The sequence below is a fragment of the Streptomyces sp. P9(2023) genome (assembly GCF_032436795.1).
In the GTDB taxonomy this organism is placed as follows: domain Bacteria; phylum Actinomycetota; class Actinomycetes; order Streptomycetales; family Streptomycetaceae; genus Streptomyces.
Genome location: NZ_JAUPWM010000004.1, coordinates 137,539 through 152,955, shown reverse-complemented (window position 1 = coordinate 152,955; position 15,417 = coordinate 137,539). Strand labels below are relative to the sequence as shown.

The window sequence follows — 15,417 nt, the reverse complement described above, 5'->3', positions numbered from 1 at the left end:
TCCCCCCGAAGACGGGAACTAGGTAAAGCCTCAGTAAGTTGCATCAGTGGGCTCTACGATCGCGGGGCCTGCTTATCGACGCATCAACCTCGAGGGGCGCACGTTGGCTTTCCAGATGCCGGACCGCGGAGGCGGCGGAGGCCCGTCCGGGCCAAGGATCAGAGTCGGCCGGCCGTCCCGGCGGGCCCGCACGCTGCTCATGACGCTGGGTGTGCTGGCCGTCCTGGCCATGGCGTTCGTCATGTTCGCCGGGTTCTGGACCGACTGGCTCTGGTACCGCTCGGTCCGATACTCGTCCGTGTTCACCACCACCCTGTGGACCAAGATCGGCCTCTTCGCCGTCTTCGGTCTGCTGATGGGGCTCGCCGTCGGGCTGAACATCTGGCTCGCGCACAAGCTGCGTCCGCCGCTGAGCGCGATGTCGCTGGAGCAGCAGAGCCTCGACCGGTACCGGATGGGCCTCGCGCCGTACAAGAAGTGGTTGCTCCTCGCGATCACCGCCCTGGTGGGCCTGATCGCCGGTGCCTCGGCCTCCGGCCAGTGGCGTACCTGGCTCATGTGGGTCAACGGCGTGTCGTTCGGCCAGAAGGACCCGCAGTTCCAGCTGGACGTGTCGTTCTACGCGTTCGACCTGCCCTGGTACCGCTTCCTGCTGGCCTTCGGCTTCGCCGCCACGGTCCTCTCGCTGATCGCCGCCGCCCTGACGCACTACCTGTACGGCGGACTGCGCGTCACCAGCCCCGGTGCCCGCGCCACGGCCGCCGCGACGGGCCACCTCTCGGTGCTCCTCGGCGTCTTCGTCTCCCTGAAGGCCGTGGCGTACTGGCTCGACCGGTACGGCCTCGCGGTGAAGTCCAGCGACTTCAAGGCGGCCGGCAACTGGACGGGTCTGCGCTACGTCGACGCCAACGCGTACCTGCCGGCGAAGACGATCCTGTTCTGCATCGCCGCGATCTGCGCCGTGCTGTTCTTCGCGACGCTCTGGCGCCGCACCTGGCAGCTGCCGGTGATCGGCTTCGGCCTGATGGTCCTGTCGGCGATCCTGATCGGCGGCCTGTACCCGGCCATCGTGCAGAAGTTCCAGGTCCAGCCGAACGAGCAGGCCAAGGAAGCGCCGTACATCCAGAAGAACATCGACGCGACCCGCAAGGCGTACGCCATCGACTCGACCAAGCCGGAGAACTACTCCGGCAAGTCGACGACGAAGAACAAGGACACGCTGCGGGCCGACTCGGACACGGCGGCCAGCTACCGCGTGCTCGACCCGAACATCGTGTCGCCGACGTTCCAGCAGCTGGAGCAGAAGCGGAAGTACTACCAGTTCCCGACCACCCTCGACGTCGACCGCTACGACGGCAAGGACACCGTCGTCGGTCTGCGTGAGCTCAACATCAAGGGCATCCCGAAGCGGAACTGGATCAACGACCACTTCACGTACACCCACGGTTATGGCGCGATCATGGCCACGGGTACGCAGACGGACGCCAACGGCTCGCCGATCTTCACCGAGGCCGGCCTGCCGACCACGGGCCAGGTCGGCACGTACCAGCAGCGGATCTACTACGGCGAGAAGACCGATCAGTACTCGATCGTCGGCGGGCCGCAGAAGGAGCTGGACTACGAGGACAACGGCGAGAAGACCACCAGCTACGAGGGCAAGAGCGGGGTCAACCTCTCCAACACCTTCAACCGCGCCGCCTACGCGGTCGCGTTCAGCGAGCCGCAGATCCTGTACTCGGGGGCCATCGGCGAGGGCTCGCGGATCCTCTACAACCGCACGCCCAAGGAGCGCGTCGAGGCGGTCGCGCCCTGGCTGACCATCGACGGCGACGCCTACCCGGCGGTCGTCGACGGCCGGATCCAGTGGATCGTCGACGCGTACACGACCACCAACGGGTACCCGTACGCCTCGCGTACGACGCTGGGGGAGACCACGGCCGACGCGCTGACGGTCGGCAACCAGCAGCGCGCGGTGGTCGCCCAGCAGAACCAGGTCAACTACATCCGCAACTCGGTGAAGGCCACCGTGGACGCCTACGACGGCACGGTGAAGCTCTACGAGTGGGACACCAAGGACCCGGTCCTCAAGACCTGGATGAAGGCGTTCCCGGACACCGTGGAGCCGCGCGGGGCGATCAAGGACAGCCTCATGCAGCACCTGCGGTACCCGCAGGACATGTTCAAGGTCCAGCGTGAGCTGCTGACCCGGTACCACGTCACGAACCCGGCGCAGTTCTACAGCGGCTCGGACGCCTGGCAGGTGCCGGACGACCCGACCAACAAGGACGGCAACGCGGTTCCGCCGTACTACCTGAGCCTGAAGATGCCCGGGGACGCCCAGCAGCGGTTCTCGCTGACGACGACGTTCACGCCGAACGGGCGGCCCAACCTGGGCGGCTTCATGGCGGTCGACGCCGACGCCAAGAGCAAGGACTACGGGCGCATAGAGCTGCTGCGCGTGACCTCCGACGTACCGGGTCCCGCGCAGGTGCAGAGCAAGCTCAACGGCCTACCGGACGTTGCCCAGTTCGTCCGGGACATGAAGGGCGCGGACTCCGACATCCAGTACGGAAACCTGCTCACGGTCCCGCTCGACGGCGGCTTCCTCTATGTCGAGCCGGTCTACGCCCAGGGCCGTAACGCGCTCTATCCGCTGCTCAAGAAGGTCGCCGTGTCGTACGTGGACGCGGATCAGCCGGACGGTGACACGACCAAGGACACCACGGTGTTCAAGGACAACCTCACCGACGCGTTGAACGCCGTCTTCGGGGTGGAGGGCACGACGCCGCCCCAGCAGCCGGAGGAGCCGGGCACCAAGCCGCCGACGACGCCGACGACGAACGACGCGGCGCTGAAGCAGGCCATCGCCGACGCGCAGAAGGCGTACGACGACGGTGAGGCCGCGCTGCAGAAGGGGGACTGGACCGCCTACGGCAAGGCCCAGGAAGCCCTGCAGGACGCCCTCCAGCGGGCTGCGGACGCGGGCGCGAAGCTGACGCCGCCGGCCGACCAGAAGCCGGCCGACAAGCCGGCGGACCAGAAGCCGGCGGAAGGCGAGCCGAAGCCGGGGGCGACACCGTCCACGAGCACCTCCCCACCGGGCGGCTGATCGGGCTGGTCAAGGCCCCCTCCCGCGTCGTGATACCTTAAGGACACAACGACGCGGGGTGGAGCAGCTCGGTAGCTCGCTGGGCTCATAACCCAGAGGTCGCAGGTTCAAATCCTGTCCCCGCTACTGAAGAAGAGGGCCCGGATCCTTAAGGATCCGGGCCCTCGTCGTTGTGCGCGAGGGTCGCACGACGCCCCGAAGAGCGGTAGGGATGGGGCGAGTTGGGGCGAGACGTGTTTGACTTATCTCTCTGTGGGCATGTCGACAAAACGCTGAAGTGACCTCACTGGCTGCGGTATACCAGGTGTACGCGCGTTGCGGGTGGTGCGACGATGGTTTTTATGGGGGACAGGGCAACTCTGTTGGAGACAGGGCGGTTTGTGCAGCGGCACGCTCGGCGGGCCGCGGAGGACATCATCGAGGCCGCGGAGGCCGCCGATGCGGCCGTCGACACGACCACCGCCGAGAGCGAGACGGAGACCGAGACCGAGGCACGCCACCGGCGCGCCGCCGAGAACGGTGACGCCGCGTCGATGAGCGTGCTCGGCGCGCTGCTGCTGCGCCGCGGTGACCTCGACGGCGCCGAGCCGTACCTGCGCGGCGCCACCGCCGAGGGCGACCGCGCCGCCGCCAACAACCTGGGCGTCCTGCTGCACCAGCGGGGGTACGCCGACGAGGCGGCCGGCTGGTGGCGGGTCGCCGCCGTCGGAGGCTCCGCGGCCGCCGCGCACGCGCTCGGCCGCCACCACCGCGAGCGCGGCGACGAGCCGGCCGCCGAGTACTGGCTGCGCCAGTCCGCCGAGCAGGGCCACGCCCTGGGCGCGTACGCCCTCGCCGACCTCCTGGAGCACCGCAGCGACGTCGGGGCCGAGCGCTGGCTCCGCGCCGCCGCCGAGCAGGGCCACCGCGAGGCCGCCTACCGCCTCGCCCTGGCCCTGGAGCGGCGCGCGACGGAGACGCCCGACGGCGAGCTCGCCGAGGCCGAGCAGTGGTTCCGGCAGGCCGCCGCACGGGGCCACCGGCGGGCCGCGCTGCACCTCGGCGCGATCCTGGAGAAGCGCGGCGAGCTCAAGGAGGCCGGGCGCTGGTACCTGAACTCGGCCAAGGAGGGCGAGGCGAAGGCCGCCTGCGCCCTCGGCTTCCTGCTGCGCGACGCCGGGGACGAGGAGAGCGCCGCCGTGTGGTGGCTCCGGGCCGCCCAGGACGGCGACGGCAACGCCGCCAACGCGCTCGGCGCGCTGCACGCCGCCCGCGGCGAGCAGCAGACCGCCGAGCGCTGGTACCGCGCCGCCATGGACGCGGGCGACGTCAACGGGGCGTACAACCTCGGGCTGCTCTGCGCCGCCCAGGACCGCAACCAGCAGGCCGAGCAGTGGTACCGCCGCGCCGCCTACGCCGGGCACCGCGAGGCCGCCAACGCGCTCGCCGTGCTGCTGCTCCAGGCCGGCGACGCGAACGGCGCCGAGCCCTGGTTCTCCAAGGCCGCCGAGGCCGGCAGCGTCGACGCCGCCTTCAACCTCGGCATCCTCTACGCGGGTCGCGACGACGACCGCTCCGCGCTCACCTGGTACGAGCGCGCGGCGGCGGCCGGGCACACCGAGGCCGCCCTCCAGGTCGGCATCGCCGGCCTCCGCGACGGCGACGAGCAGTCCGCCGAGCGTCACCTGCGGTGCGCGGCGGGCGGCGGCAGCGCCGAGGCGGCGTTCCGGCTCGCGAGCGTCCTGGACGCGCGCCGCCCCGAGCCCGGCCCGCCCGCGCTCGGCGCGCAGCGCGAGGAGAAGACCGAGTGCGAGGAGTGGTACGAGCGCGCCGCCCAGCAGGGGCACCGGCGCGCCCAGGTACGGGTGGGCATGCTGGCCGCCGGACGCGGTGACATGGCCCAGGCGGCCCACTGGTACCGCGAGGCCGCCGAGGCCGGGAGCCGTAACGGCGCCTTCAACCTCGGCCTGCTCCTGGCCCGCGAGGGCAGCGAGCGCGAGGCCGCCCTGTGGTGGACCCGCGCCGCCCGGGCCGGGCACGGCCGCGCCGCGCTGCGGCTCGCGCTGCTCGCGGCCCGGCGGGGCGAGCTGACCGAGGGCCGGCGCTGGTGCGCGCGGGCGGTGGAACTCGGGCCGGCGGAGGTGGCGGAGCGGGCGGCGCGGCTGAGCGAGGCGCTGCACCAGGAGCTCACCGCGTAGCCCTGGCGGGCGGCGGTCAGCGGGCGTGGGAACGGATTTGCGCTGGTCGTGGGCGTCCCGTAAGGTTGGGTTCACCGACGCGGGGTGGAGCAGCTCGGTAGCTCGCTGGGCTCATAACCCAGAGGTCGCAGGTTCAAATCCTGTCCCCGCTACTCAGTAGCAACGAAGGCCCGGATCCAGTCGCTGGATCCGGGCCTTCGTCGTACACGCATACCTACGCGCAGCGGCATACGCGAAAGCCCCCACCGAGGTGGGGGCTTCGTCGTACGTCGTGTCAGGCCTCGCGTCAGGCGGACGCCGCGCAGTTCGGGCAGAGGCCCCGGTACGTGACCTCGACGCCGGAGATCGTGAAGCCGAAGCGCTCCGTGTCCGGGAGGTCGGCCAGCGGGTTCCCGGCGGGGTGGACGTCGCGGATGGCGCCGCACTTGCCGCAGACCAGGTGCTGGTGCGGGCGGTGGGCGTTCGGGTCGTACCGCTTGGCGCGGCCGTCCGTCGCGACCTCCATCACCTCACCGAGCGTCACCATCTCGCCCAGCGTGTTGTACACGGTCGCCCGCGAGATTTCGGGCAGTCGCTCCACGGCGGCGGCGTGCACCTCGTCCGCGGTCAGGTGGACGTGGTCTCCGTCGAGCACCTCGGCCACGACGCGCCGCTGCGCGGTCATTCGCCAGCCGCGGCCGCGCAGTCGTTCCAACAGGTCACTCATAAGGGCCAGCCTAACAGCGGCGGGACCAAGGTCCCGAACGGGTGTGACTTTGGATAGAGCCTCGACTTAGACAATGTCTATTGTGGGGTGGAGTGCAGCACCGCAACCCGCGGAACGTCTTCGCCGAGGTCGAGCAGTCGATCTTCAGCCCGGCGCACTTCGTGCCCGCCATCGGCCCGTCCCCGGACAAGATGCTCCAGGGCCGGCTCTTCGCGTACGGCCACGCCCACCGCTACCGCGTCGGCATCAACGGCGACCACCTGCCGGTGAACCGCCCGCACGCCACCGAGGCGCGCACGAACTCCCGTGACGGCGTCCTCTACGCCGGGCGGCACGGCGGGGCGAAGAACTACGAGCCGAACAGTTTCGGCGGCCCGTTCCAGACGGACACCGTCTCGGGCGCGACCGGCGACCATGCGGCCCCGTCCCACGCCGAGGACGACGACTTCGTGCAGGCGGGCAACCTCCACCGGCTGATGTCAGGACGAGAAGGGCCGTCTGATCGAGAACCTGGCGGGCTTCATCGCCAAGGTCTCGCGCGACGACATCGCCGAGCGGGCGATCGACAACTTCCGTAAGGCGGACGGTGACTTCGGCAAGCGGCTGGAGGCCGCGGCCCAGGCCCTGCGCGGCTGAGGGAGCTTGCCGTAGAGAAGGAGCGGGCCGGGCTTCCGCACATCCGTACGGAAGGCCGGCCCGCTCCGGTGTCGGCTCAGCTCGCCATCGTCGTCGCGTGGCGGTGTGCCGGGGTCCAGCAGCGGATGATGTCGCGGACGGAGACGACGCCGACGGGCCCGTGGCCGTCGAGCACGACGAGATGGCGGAAGCCGCCGTGGGTCATGGCCGCGGCCGCCTCCTCCAGGGTCCAGGTGGGGGCGGCGAAGACGACGTCGGTGGTGGTGTGGGAGCCCGCGGTCTCGTGGTCGGGGTTCTGGTCTGCGCCGATCGAGTTGAGGATGTCGCGCTCGGTGAGGATGCCGAAGCCGCCGGCGTCGGTGTCGTGGACGACGGCCGCGCCGACGCGGCGCGCCGACATCAGCCGGGCGGCCTGGCGGAGGGTGTGGGCGGGGCCGATGGTGAGGACCACCGTGCTCATGGCGTCACGGACGAGCATGAAGGGAGCCACCTCCTTCGTGAACCGGTCCCGCCTTCAACGAGAACGAATTCACAAGTTCACAAGTGGGGGGACCTTCAGAGTGGCAGCGATGTGAGGGGGTGAGCAAGGGGCGCGGTGGGGCGCGTTGGCCTCAGAAGGGCGCCGCCCATTTCTGCTGGGGGTCCGGGGGTTATCACCCGGGCGATGCAGCACAAGTGGGGGGGACCTTCAGAGTGGCCATCGGGGGAGTGCGTCGACAAGGGGGCGCGCGCGGCGCCCCCAGGGGGCGTGTGGCGTGATCCTGGCGCCGGGGGTCAGCTTTCCTGGTTCAGGTAGCTCAGCAGTTCGCCGTGGAGCAGGCCGTTCGAGGCCGCCGCGTTGCCGCTGTGCGGGCCGTGCCGTCCGTCCAGGCCGGTGAACGTGCCGCCCGCCTCCTGGACCACGATCGCCGTCGCCGCCATGTCCCAGAGCGACAGCTCCGGCTCGGCGCAGAAGTCCACCGCGCCCTCGGCGACCATCATGTACGGCCAGAAGTCGCCGTACGCCCGGGTCCGCCAGCACGCGCGCGTGAGGTCGAGGAAACCGTCGAGGCGGCCCCGCTCCTCCCAGCCGCTCAGCGAGGAGTACGCGAACGAGGCGTCGCTCAGCTCCGAGACCTTCGAGACCTGGATCCGGGTCGCCGAGGTGAGGCTGCGGCCCGTGAAGGCGCCCGCGCCCTTCGCCGCCCACCAGCGGCGGCCGAGCGCCGGCGCCGAGACCACGCCCACCACCGGCTGGAACCCGGTGTCACCCGCCTCCATCAGCGAGATCAGGGTCGCCCACACCGGCACCCCGCGCACGTAGTTCTTCGTGCCGTCGATCGGGTCGATCACCCAGCGGCGCGGGCCCGTGCCCTCCACGCCGTACTCCTCGCCGAGGATCGCGTCACGCGGCCGCGCCCGCTGCAGCTGGGCCCGGATCAGCTCCTCGGCGGCTTTGTCGGCCTCGCTCACCGGCGTCATGTCCGGCTTGGTCTCGACCTTCAGGTCGAGCGCCTTGAACCGGTCCATGGTGGCCGCGTCGGCGGCATCCGCGAGGACGTGGGCGAGACGCAGATCATCGTGGTAATCGGCCATGGTCGAAACTCTATCCCTCGAAGGGACGTGGCCCCACGGGAGGCCTTGACAGTGCGTGGCGGCCCGTCAACTCTGAGCGCAGAACCGTTCCGGTCGGGAGGCGACGATGCCGACTGCGCGTGAGGCCCTGCTGAACGCCGCCCTCGCGGCACTCACGGTGCTGCCCTGGTCCGCGGTCCGGATGGTCGACATCGCCTCCGCCGCGGGCGTCTCCCGGCAGACCCTCTACAACGAGTTCGGCAGCAAGGAGGGCCTGGCCCGCGCGCTCGTACGCCGTGAGGCCGACGCGTACCTCCAGGGCGTCGAGCGGGTCCTCGCCGCACCCGCGGGAACACCCCGGCGGAACCTCGCCGCCGTCGCCGAATGGACCGTCTCCGAGGCCTGCACCCGCCCCGTACTGCGGGCCCTGCTCACCGGCTGCTGGGGCGAGCGGCTCCCCACGCCCCGCCCCGCCAGGGCCGGGTCCCGCGCCTCAGCCGTCCCGGCCCAGCGCCGCGCCGACGCGGGCGTGCCGTCCCCCGCCGACCTTCTGGGCCTCGCCCGCGACAGGGCCGCGACGGCACTCCACGATGGTGAGGGCGACGTACGGCACGACTGCGAGGTCGTCCTGCGGCTCGCGCTCTCGTACGTCGTCGCCCCGACCCCCGTCGTGACCCCGCCCGGCGGGCCGGACGGTCAGTGGGCGGACCCCGAGAGCTGGAGGCCGATGACCCCGACGATCACCAGCGTGATCGACAGGATCTTCAGCGTCGACACGACGTCACCGAGGAAGATCATTCCGTAGATCGCCGTGCCCGCCGCGCCGATGCCGGTCCACACCGCGTACGCCGGACCCACGTCCAGCTTGCGCAGCGCAAGGGTCAGCAGCCCGAAGCTGCCGAGGGCGAAACAGGCGAAGGCGACCGTCGGCCAGAGCCGGGTGAACCCGTGCGAGAGCTTCAGGCAGACCGCGAACCCCGTCTCCAGCAGTCCGGCGACCACCACCAGCAGCCACGCCATCGTCAGTGCCTCCCACGCCGTCGGTGACTGCTTCGTCGCACTTGGTGCGATTATGCACTTACCAGCACGCGCGGACCGCAAACGTGCGCGACTCAGTCGCCTTCGCGTCGCTCCCGGGTCGAGAGCAGCCGCCGCAGCGAATACAGCCGCGCCGGATCGGCGTGCCCCTCGGCCACCCACGTGTCAAGCGCGCAGTCCGGTTCGTCGTGGCTGCAGGCCCGCGGACAGTTCTCCGTACCCGGGACGAGATCGGGAAAGGCCAGGATCACCCGCGACGGATCGACGTGGTGGAGACCGAAGGAGCGTACGCCCGGAGTGTCGATCACCCAGCCGCCCTCCTCGTCGTTGAGCGGCAGGGCGAGCGCCGAGGTGGTGGTGTGCCGGCCGCGGCCCGTCACCGCGTTGACATGGCCGGTGCTCCGCCGCCGGTCCTCCGGGACCAGGGCGTTGACCAGGGTCGTCTTGCCGACACCCGAGTGCCCGACGAACGCGGTCGTGCGCCCCTTGAGGTGCTCGTGGACCCGCTCGGCGGCCACCCCGTCCACGAACTCGTCGCGCGTGGTGACGACGTACGGCACCCCCAGCGCGCCGTACATCTCGAGCAGCTCGTCGGGCTTCGCCAGGTCGGACTTGGTCAGCACGAGGAGCGGGGTCAGCCCGCCGTCGTACGCGGCGACCAGACAGCGGTCGATCAGCCGGGGGCGCGGCTCGGGGTCGGCGAGCGCGGTGACGATCGCCAGCTGGTCGGCGTTGGCGACGACCACCCGCTCGTACGGGTCGTCGTCGTCGGCCGTACGGCGGAGCACGGAGGTGCGGGCACCGATCCGTACGATCCGGGCCAGCGTGTCCTTCTCTCCGGACAGATCACCCACGATCGAGACCCGGTCGCCGACGACCGCGGCCTTGCGGCCCAGCTCGCGCGCCTTCATCGCCAGGACGATCCGGTCGTCGACGAGACAGGTGAGCCGGCCGCGGTCCACGGTGAGGACCATGCCCTCGACGGCTTCCTCGTGCTTGGGGCGGATGCTGGTGCGGGGACGGTTGCCCTTGGGGTTGGGCCGCTGGCGGATGTCGTCCTCGTCGGTGTGCTTGCCGTAACGCCGCATAACTCAGACTCCGAGCATTTCGGTCCACATCCTGGGGAAGTCGGGCAAGGTCTTGGCCGTCGTCGCCACGTTCTCGATCTCCACTCCCTCGACCGCGAGGCCGATGATCGCGCCCGCCGTCGCCATCCGGTGATCGTGGTACGTGTGGAAGACCCCACCGTGCATCGGGCGCGGGCGGATGAGCAGCCCGTCCTCGGTCTCCGTCACATCGCCGCCGAGCTCGTTGATCTCCTTGGTCAGCGCGGCCAGCCGGTCCGTCTCGTGCAGCCGCAGATGGGCGACCCCGCGCAGCGTCGAGGGCGAGTCGGCCAGGGCGGCGACCGCCGCGATGCCGGGCGTCAGCTCGCCGACCTCGCCCAGGTCCACGTCGATGCCGTGGATCCGGCCGGTGCCGGTGAAGGTGAGCCCCGCCTCGGTCAGCTCGCAGGTCCCACCCATCTCGGTGAAAATCTCGCGCAGCGCGTCACCGGGCTGGGTGGTCCGGGCCGGCCAGTCCGGGACCGTGACCCGGCCACCCGTGACCAGGGCCGCGGCCAGGAACGGCTGGGCGTTCGACAGGTCCGGCTCGACCGTCAGGTCCCGGCCGAGCAGCGCGGACGGGGAGACCCGCCAGACGTTCGGCTCGCCGCCGGTCTCCGGCTCGTCGACCTGCGCGCCGACCTGCCGGAGCATGTCCACGGTCATCCGGATGTGCGGGAGGGAGGGGAGCTTCGCGCCCACATGACGTACCTCCACCCCCTGGTTGAAGCGCGGCGCCGACAGCAGCAGGGCGCTGACGAACTGGGACGACGAGGAGGCGTCGATCTCCACCGCGCCGCCGTCGAGCGCCCCGCCGCCGTGCACGGTCATCGGCAGCGCGCCGCGCCCGTCGTCGTCGATCCGGGCGCCGAGCACACGCAGCGCGTCGATCACGCCGTGCAGCGGACGCTCGTGGGAGCGGGCGTCGCCGTCGAAGCGGACCGGGCCGTCGGCGAGGGCCGCGACCGGCGGCAGGAAGCGCATGACCGTTCCGGCGTTGCCGACGTCCACGGTCGCCGGACCGCGCAGCCCGGCCGGGATGATCCGCCATGCCTCGCCCGTACCGTCCGGGCCCACGCCCTCCTCGATCTTGACGCCGAGCGTGCGCAGGGCCTCGGCCATCAGGAGGGTGTCGCGGGAGCGCAGCGGGCGGCGGAGCCAGCCCGGCTCGGCGGCGAGCGCGGCGAGGACGAGGCCGCGGTTGGTGACCGACTTCGATCCGGGCACGGTGACGGTCGCGTCGACGGCACCGCGGGCATACGGCGCGGGCCAGAGGTCGGTGTGCAGGTCGGCGTGCGAGGAGGTATCGGTCATGCTCCTCACTTTAGTGGGGCACGCGGCGGCTACAGCCCGAGCAGCCAGCGGCCTCCGCCGATCAGGGAGCAGATCGACACCGCGTGGAAGAAGAAGAGCCAGAGCGCGGGGTGGACGTGGGTGAGGCGGGAGAGCTGGTCGGCGTCCGAGTCCGGCGCTCCGCCCGCCCGTCTCCCACCACCACCCTCAAACGACGCTGCGCGGCTGCCATATCCCCGCCGCTTGCCCTGGAGCTCGAAGACCGGCCGGACCCCGCCGACGAGCAGGAACCAGACGACGGCGTACGCGAAGACCGCCTGCACGTCCGGGCTCGTGAGCCAGGAGACGAGGAGGAACACGGCGCCGGTGAGGAGGACGGTGAAGATCCCGTACGCGTTCCTGACCATCACCAGCATGGCCACGAGCAGCGCGGTCGCCAGCCAGAGCAGGAGCGTGATCCGGTGGTCGGCGAGCAGCCAGGCGCCGCCGAGGCCGAGCAGCGGGGCGGCGGTGTAGCCGGCGGCGGCGGTGAGGATCATGCCGATACCGGTGGGGCGCCCGCGGGAGACGGTCAGGCCGCTGGTGTCGGAGTGCAGCCGGATGGACTGGAGACGGCGGCCGGTGACCAGGGCGATGAGGCCGTGGCCGCCTTCGTGGGCGATGGTGACGGCGTTGCGGGACAGCCGCCATATCGCGCGGGGGACGGTGACGAGGAGGGCCGCCACGCCGGTGACGATCACCAGCCACTCGTCGGGGGCGGGTTGGGTGCCGAGGACTTCGGTCATGTTGTGGACTGTCTCCTCGGGGTGGTCGGTCAGAGGGTGCCGGTGCGAAGCACCGTCGTTGACGGGTGGTGGTCGGGCGACGGGAGGGAGTGGCAGTGTGGCACGTATGTGCGGACGGTTTGCAGCGAGTCGGCGGCCCGAGGACCTGGTGGGCGTCTTCGGAGTCGAGAAGTGGGAGCCCGAGGAGACCCTGGCTCCGGACTGGAACGTGGCCCCCACGAAGGAGGTCCACGCGGTTCTGGAGCGTCCACTGAAAGACGCGGAATCGCGGCGACCGGTTCGCCAGCTGCGGACTTTGAAGTGGGGCCTGGTGCCGTCCTGGTCCAAGAGCCCGGAGGGCGCGGCCCGGATGATCAACGCGCGGGCGGAGACGCTGGCCGAGAAGCCGTCCTTCAAGAAGGCCTTGGCCGCGCGGCGGTGCATCATGCCGGCGGACGGCTATTACGAGTGGGTGACCGGGGCGGGGGAGCGGGAACTGGAGGTCGAGGGGAAGAAGAAGCGGACGCGGAAGCAGCCGTACTTCGTGACCCCGGCGGACGGCTCGGTCTTCGCGATGGCGGGCCTGTACGAGTTCTGGCGCGACCGCACGCTGCCGGACGACCATCCGTCGGCGTGGTGGGTGACGTGTTCGGTCATCACGACGGAGGCGGAGACGGGACCGCTGGGCGTGGCGCCGGCGGAGGGCCCGGGTTCGCTCGCGGAGATCCACCCCCGGATGCCGCTGATGCTGACGGCGGACCGCTGGGACGCGTGGCTGGACCCGCGCCGCACGGACGTGGACGAGCTGCAGGGGCTGCTGACGGCGCCGCCGGAGGGGCTGATGCGCGCGTACCCGGTGGCGACGGCGGTCAGCAACGTCCGCAACAACGGCCCGGAGCTTCTGGCGGAACTGGAGGGCCCGGAGTTCGGCACGCTGTTCTGACGGTGGGACCCCACCGAGCGCGGCAGCTTCGCGCCGCCGTCGGCGCCCCGGCACCATGGGGCGTATGAGCCGTACCGAAAGTGTTGCCACCGATGCCGGCGAGGGCCGGATCACCTGGTTTCCCGGGAAGAAGGCATGGGCGGTGCTTGCCCTTTCCCATGGGGCCGGGGGTGGGATCGAGGCGCGGGACCTTCAGGCGCTGGCCGGGGCGCTGCCCGCGGAGGGGGTGAGCGTCGCGCTGGTGGAGCAGCCTTGGCGGGTCGCCGGGAAGAAGGTCGCGCCCGCGCCGAAGACCCTGGACGTCGGGTGGCGCGGGATCTGGCCCGCCCTCGCCGAGCCCGGGCTGCCGGTGATCGCCGGCGGCCGTAGCGCCGGCGCCCGGGTCGCCTGCCGGACCGGGAAGGAGCTCGGGGCCCTCGCCGTCCTCGCGCTGAGTTTTCCGCTGCACCCGCCCGGCAAGCCCGAGAAGTCCCGGGCCGACGAGCTGCTCGGCACCGGCCTGCCCACCCTCGTCCTCCAGGGCGGCAACGACTCCTTCGGGAAGCCCGAGGAGTTCCCCGGAATCGAGAGGGGTCGCGCGCAGCGCGTCGGTGCAAGGGTGGTGGTGGGAGACGGGTGGGAGTACACCCTCGTCGAGGTGCCGTACGGCGATCACGGCTTCGCCGTCGCCAAGCGCGCGCCCGTCACCCCGGACGAGACCCTCGGTCTCATCGTCCGGGAAGTGTCCGCGTGGGTCGCGTCACTCCGGTCCTGAGCCCGGGAATGCTGAGCATGCGACCACGGTTGTGACCCATGTCGGTGTGAGAGCAAGGAAGAGGGAGTCCGTCGCATGGGTTCGACCATCTGCCCTGAGCGTGTGCAGGCCGCTGACCTCGACTGGACAGTGTTGCCTGCCCCCAAGGCTGCCCCTATTCGGGCGGCGGGCGGAGCGGTTCCTCGTCTATCCTCCGAAACGAGCGGGTCCGCCTTCGGATTCGCCGCAGCGTTGGAGGAGGTGGGTCCGGTCACTGGGACCGACACAGGGACCGACGACGGCCCCGAGGAGACGACCGCGGAGCGCAACGCGCGCTTCGAGCGGGACGCCCTCGGCTACCTCGACCAGATGTACTCCGCCGCGCTCCGCATGACGCGCAACCCCGCGGACGCCGAGGACCTGGTGCAGGAGACGTACGCCAAGGCGTACGGCTCGTTCCACCAGTTCCGCGAGGGTACGAATCTGAAGGCCTGGCTGTACCGCATCCTCACCAACACCTTCATCAACTCGTACCGCAAGAAGCAGCGCGAGCCCCAGCGCAGCGCCGCCGAGGAGATCGAGGACTGGCAGCTCGCCCGCGCCGAGTCGCACATGTCGACCGGACTGCGGTCCGCCGAGTCGCAGGCCCTCGACCACCTTCCGGACTCCGACGTCAAGGCAGCGCTGCAGGCGATCCCCGAGGAATTCCGCATCGCCGTCTATCTCGCGGATGTCGAGGGCTTTGCGTACAAGGAGATCGCGGACATCATGGGTACACCCATCGGTACGGTGATGTCCCGACTGCACCGGGGCCGCCGCCAGTTGCGCGGCATGCTCGAGGACTACGCTCGCGACCGCGGGCTCGTCCCGGCGGGCGCCGGAGAGTCGTCGAACGATCGGAAAGGCTCGGGCTCATGAGCTGCGGAGAGCCGCACGAGACGGACTGCTCAGAGGTCCTGGACCATCTCTACGAGTTCCTCGACAGAGAGATGCCCGACAGTGACTGCACCAAGTTCGAGGTGCACTTCGAGGAGTGCTCCCCGTGCCTGGAGAAGTACGGCCTGGAGCAGGCGGTGAAGAAGCTCGTCAAGCGCTGCTGCGGCAGTGACGACGTGCCCACCGACCTGCGGGCCAAGGTGATGGGCCGGATCGACCTGATCCGCTCGGGCCAGCTGGTGCCCGAGCAGGACATCACGGCGACCGTCCAGGAGTAACCCCCAGGGGTAACCCCATCGGCAGAGAAGGGCCGCCGCGACACGATCGCGGCGGCCCTCACGCATACATCAGCTTGTATCACCCGATGGTGCGAATCGGTCGGCGCGCGCCCGATCACCCCGCCCAACTCGCTAGCGTGACAG

At 70.9% G+C, this 15,417-nt stretch carries 14 protein-coding genes, 2 tRNA genes and 1 pseudogene; 10 read left to right on the top strand and 7 right to left on the bottom strand.

What is annotated here, in order from left to right; genetic code table 11:
- Positions 1–115 precede the first annotated feature (115 nt).
- The 4 genes from Q5762_RS07855 to Q5762_RS07840 all read left to right on the top strand — a co-directional run bounded on the left by Q5762_RS07855 (position 116) and on the right by Q5762_RS07840 (position 5,438).
- Positions 116–3,109 carry a UPF0182 family protein gene (locus Q5762_RS07855; protein WP_315891263.1) on the top strand — a complete coding sequence of 998 codons (2,994 nt, stop codon included), beginning with the start codon at positions 116–118 and terminating at the stop codon, positions 3,107–3,109.
- Positions 3,110–3,161: 52 nt separating this feature from the next.
- Positions 3,162–3,235 (top strand) — tRNA-Met (locus Q5762_RS07850).
- 206 nt (positions 3,236–3,441) lie between these two features.
- Positions 3,442–5,286, top strand: a complete 1,845-nt coding sequence (locus tag Q5762_RS07845) for a tetratricopeptide repeat protein (RefSeq protein ID WP_315891262.1) — start codon at positions 3,442–3,444, stop codon at positions 5,284–5,286.
- A gap of 78 nt (positions 5,287–5,364) precedes the next feature.
- Positions 5,365–5,438: transfer RNA gene (locus Q5762_RS07840), tRNA-Met, on the top strand.
- Between the two features lie 134 nt (positions 5,439–5,572).
- Here the strand turns inward: Q5762_RS07840 and Q5762_RS07835 are convergent.
- Positions 5,573–5,992, bottom strand: a complete 420-nt coding sequence (locus Q5762_RS07835; RefSeq protein ID WP_315891261.1) for a Fur family transcriptional regulator — start codon at positions 5,990–5,992, stop codon at positions 5,573–5,575.
- Between the two features lie 98 nt (positions 5,993–6,090).
- Here Q5762_RS07835 and Q5762_RS07830 point away from each other — a divergent pair.
- Positions 6,091–6,628: pseudogene (locus Q5762_RS07830) on the top strand (catalase); the annotation flags it as partial.
- Between the two features lie 76 nt (positions 6,629–6,704).
- Here Q5762_RS07830 and Q5762_RS07825 read toward each other — a convergent pair.
- Both Q5762_RS07825 and hisN read right to left on the bottom strand, forming a co-directional pair.
- A complete protein-coding gene (locus tag Q5762_RS07825) occupies positions 6,705–7,106 on the bottom strand; it encodes a CBS domain-containing protein (RefSeq protein WP_315891260.1) in 402 nt (133 codons plus the stop codon).
- 296 nt (positions 7,107–7,402) lie between these two features.
- Positions 7,403–8,203 carry a histidinol-phosphatase gene (hisN, locus tag Q5762_RS07820; RefSeq protein WP_315891259.1) on the bottom strand — a complete coding sequence of 267 codons (801 nt, stop codon included), beginning with the start codon at positions 8,201–8,203 and terminating at the stop codon, positions 7,403–7,405.
- Between the two features lie 106 nt (positions 8,204–8,309).
- On the opposite strand from hisN, the gene Q5762_RS07815 reads away from it, so the two are divergent.
- Complete coding sequence (locus tag Q5762_RS07815) at positions 8,310–8,987, top strand: TetR/AcrR family transcriptional regulator (RefSeq protein ID WP_315891258.1); 678 nt, start codon at positions 8,310–8,312, stop codon at positions 8,985–8,987.
- Here the strand turns inward: Q5762_RS07815 and Q5762_RS07810 are convergent.
- The 4 genes from Q5762_RS07810 to Q5762_RS07795 form a co-directional block, all read right to left on the bottom strand.
- Positions 8,879–9,202: a multidrug efflux SMR transporter gene (locus Q5762_RS07810; protein WP_315891257.1), complete on the bottom strand. Its 324-nt coding sequence runs from the start codon at positions 9,200–9,202 to the stop codon at positions 8,879–8,881. The two genes, Q5762_RS07815 and Q5762_RS07810, sit on opposite strands and share 109 nt — an antisense overlap.
- 92 nt (positions 9,203–9,294) lie before the next feature.
- On the bottom strand, positions 9,295–10,308 hold the full coding sequence (rsgA, locus tag Q5762_RS07805; RefSeq protein ID WP_315891256.1) for a ribosome small subunit-dependent GTPase A: 1,014 nt from the start codon (positions 10,306–10,308) through the stop codon (positions 9,295–9,297).
- A gap of 3 nt (positions 10,309–10,311) precedes the next feature.
- Positions 10,312–11,640: a 3-phosphoshikimate 1-carboxyvinyltransferase gene (gene aroA / locus Q5762_RS07800; protein WP_315891255.1), complete on the bottom strand. Its 1,329-nt coding sequence runs from the start codon at positions 11,638–11,640 to the stop codon at positions 10,312–10,314.
- 29 nt (positions 11,641–11,669) lie between these two features.
- Complete coding sequence (locus tag Q5762_RS07795) at positions 11,670–12,404, bottom strand: M50 family metallopeptidase (RefSeq protein ID WP_315891254.1); 735 nt, start codon at positions 12,402–12,404, stop codon at positions 11,670–11,672.
- 106 nt (positions 12,405–12,510) lie between these two features.
- Here Q5762_RS07795 and Q5762_RS07790 point away from each other — a divergent pair, with 106 nt between their 5' ends.
- The 4 genes from Q5762_RS07790 (at position 12,511) to rsrA (ending at position 15,273) form a co-directional block, all read left to right on the top strand.
- Entirely contained in the window at positions 12,511–13,326 is an 816-nt protein-coding gene (locus tag Q5762_RS07790) for an SOS response-associated peptidase (RefSeq protein ID WP_315891507.1), read from the top strand.
- Between the two features lie 55 nt (positions 13,327–13,381).
- The gene (locus Q5762_RS07785; RefSeq protein ID WP_315891253.1) at positions 13,382–14,080 is read left to right on the top strand and encodes an alpha/beta family hydrolase; all 699 of its coding nucleotides are present in this window, start codon (positions 13,382–13,384) and stop codon (positions 14,078–14,080) included.
- A 240-nt stretch (positions 14,081–14,320) separates the two neighbouring features.
- Positions 14,321–14,977 carry a sigma-70 family RNA polymerase sigma factor gene (locus Q5762_RS07780; protein WP_315891252.1) on the top strand — a complete coding sequence of 219 codons (657 nt, stop codon included), beginning with the start codon at positions 14,321–14,323 and terminating at the stop codon, positions 14,975–14,977.
- A complete protein-coding gene (gene rsrA / locus Q5762_RS07775) occupies positions 14,974–15,273 on the top strand; it encodes a mycothiol system anti-sigma-R factor (protein WP_315891251.1) in 300 nt (99 codons plus the stop codon). Before Q5762_RS07780 ends, rsrA begins: the two co-directional genes overlap by 4 nt.
- The last annotated feature ends 144 nt before the right edge of the window (positions 15,274–15,417 follow it).

Excerpts from the sequence above, each read along its gene's own strand:
- Q5762_RS07785 (WP_315891253.1), top strand. The coding sequence starts at position 13,382 with ATGGGGCGTATGAGCCGTACCGAAAGTGTTGCCACCGATGCCGGCGAG.
- aroA (WP_315891255.1), bottom strand. The coding sequence starts at position 11,640 with ATGACCGATACCTCCTCGCACGCCGACCTGCACACCGACCTCTGGCCC.
- Q5762_RS07790 (WP_315891507.1), top strand. The coding sequence starts at position 12,511 with ATGTGCGGACGGTTTGCAGCGAGTCGGCGGCCCGAGGACCTGGTGGGC.
- hisN (WP_315891259.1), bottom strand. The coding sequence starts at position 8,203 with ATGGCCGATTACCACGATGATCTGCGTCTCGCCCACGTCCTCGCGGAT.
- Q5762_RS07855 (WP_315891263.1), top strand. The coding sequence starts at position 116 with ATGCCGGACCGCGGAGGCGGCGGAGGCCCGTCCGGGCCAAGGATCAGA.
- Q5762_RS07835 (WP_315891261.1), bottom strand. The coding sequence starts at position 5,992 with ATGAGTGACCTGTTGGAACGACTGCGCGGCCGCGGCTGGCGAATGACC.
- Q5762_RS07845 (WP_315891262.1), top strand. The coding sequence starts at position 3,442 with ATGGTTTTTATGGGGGACAGGGCAACTCTGTTGGAGACAGGGCGGTTT.
- rsrA (WP_315891251.1), top strand. The coding sequence starts at position 14,974 with ATGAGCTGCGGAGAGCCGCACGAGACGGACTGCTCAGAGGTCCTGGAC.
- Q5762_RS07825 (WP_315891260.1), bottom strand. The coding sequence starts at position 7,106 with ATGCTCGTCCGTGACGCCATGAGCACGGTGGTCCTCACCATCGGCCCC.
- Q5762_RS07810 (WP_315891257.1), bottom strand. The coding sequence starts at position 9,202 with ATGGCGTGGCTGCTGGTGGTGGTCGCCGGACTGCTGGAGACGGGGTTC.
- rsgA (WP_315891256.1), bottom strand. The coding sequence starts at position 10,308 with ATGCGGCGTTACGGCAAGCACACCGACGAGGACGACATCCGCCAGCGG.
- Q5762_RS07815 (WP_315891258.1), top strand. The coding sequence starts at position 8,310 with ATGCCGACTGCGCGTGAGGCCCTGCTGAACGCCGCCCTCGCGGCACTC.
- Q5762_RS07795 (WP_315891254.1), bottom strand. The coding sequence starts at position 12,404 with ATGACCGAAGTCCTCGGCACCCAACCCGCCCCCGACGAGTGGCTGGTG.